At 66.2% G+C, this 1430-nt stretch carries 1 pseudogene; it reads left to right on the plus strand.

What is annotated here, in order from left to right:
- The first annotated feature begins 52 nt into the window (after positions 1-52).
- A pseudogene (locus ABZX22_RS45035) lies at positions 53-1404 on the plus strand (IS701 family transposase).
- Positions 1405-1430: the final 26 nt, after the last annotated feature.

Here is a 1430-nt window from a genome sequence, read left to right on the forward strand (position 1 = left end):
CTAGTACTACAGTCATGTTTTGTGATCTATAGTCGCGTTCGTGTCGGATGTGGTGACGTCTGAGGATCTCCAGTCGTGGGCGGCCGGGCTGGATGAACTGTTCGCGCGGGTCGCCAGCCGCTTCGGCCGGGTAGAGCCGCGTCGTCAGGCGCGGGCGTATCTGGTCGGGCTGCTGGCGCCGGTAGAGCGTAAGAACGGCTGGCAACTGGCCGAGGCCGCAGGCGATGCCCAGCCTCATCGGATGCAGCGACTGCTGAACAATGTGCGGTGGGATCCCCGGGATGTCCGTGTTGACCTGCGTGATTACGTGGTCGAGCAGCTTGGGGATCCGGCCGGGGTGCTGATCGTGGACGAGACCGGGTTCGTCAAGAAAGGCACCCGGTCGGCCGGGGTGCAGCGGCAGTATTCAGGGACGGCCGGCCGGGTGGAGAACTGCCAGCTCGGGGTGTTTCTCGCGTACGCGACACCGCGTGGGCGGGCGTTGCTGGATGCCGAGTTGTACCTGCCGAAGTCCTGGACCGGGGATCGGGAGCGATGCGCTCAGGCCAGTATCCCTGACAGCGTGCCGTTCGCCACCAAGCCGGCGCTGGCCACAGCCATGCTGGGCCGGGCGCTGGAAGGTGGGGTGCCCGCCTCGTGGGTGACTGCGGACGAGGCCTACGGCCAGGATCACAAGTTCCGTCTCTACCTGGAGAAACGCAAGGTCGGGTATGTGGTCGCCGTACCCAAGAACCAGTCGGTCGGCACCGGCATCGGCTACGGCAACACCGGCTCACGAGCTGACGCGGTGACCGCGGATGCGCCTGAGCAGGCGTGGAAACGTCTGTCGGCGGGTGATGGGGCCAAGGGGCCAAGGTTGTACGACTGGGCGATGGCGACCCTGCCGCCCCACGCCGACGATCACCTTGGCGGGTCCTGCGGCTTCCAGCGGTGGCTGCTGGTTCGCCGCAGCCTCACTCCCAACGACCACGGCGAGCTGGAACTGGCCTTCTACCTGTGCTTCGGACCCGCGGGCACCGCGCTGGACCAACTCGTTCGCGTCGCCGGCACCCGCTGGGCCATCGAGGAGTGCTTCCAGAGCGCCAAGAACGAAGTCGGCCTGGACCAGTACCAGGTCCGCCGCTACGACGGCTGGCACCGCCACATCACCTTGGCCATGCTCGCCCACGCCTACCTCGCTGTCACCGCCGCCAACGCCCCAAAAGCCCGAGCGGCCTGGTCCCCCTCAGCCCAGCCGAGATCCGCCGTCTCCTGGCACATCTGACCAGCGCCGTCACCGATCCAATCAGCCAGATTCTTCAACGCGCCCTGGCGTGGTCACACCACCGCCGCGCCCACCAAGCCGGCGCTCGCAGCAGCCACTACTGGAAACGCTGGCTCCGGCACAACAAGATCCAGCTATAGATCACAAAACATGACTGTAGTACTAG

The sequence above is a fragment of the Nonomuraea sp. NPDC003804 genome (assembly GCF_040610675.1).
GTDB lineage: Bacteria > Actinomycetota > Actinomycetes > Streptosporangiales > Streptosporangiaceae > Nonomuraea.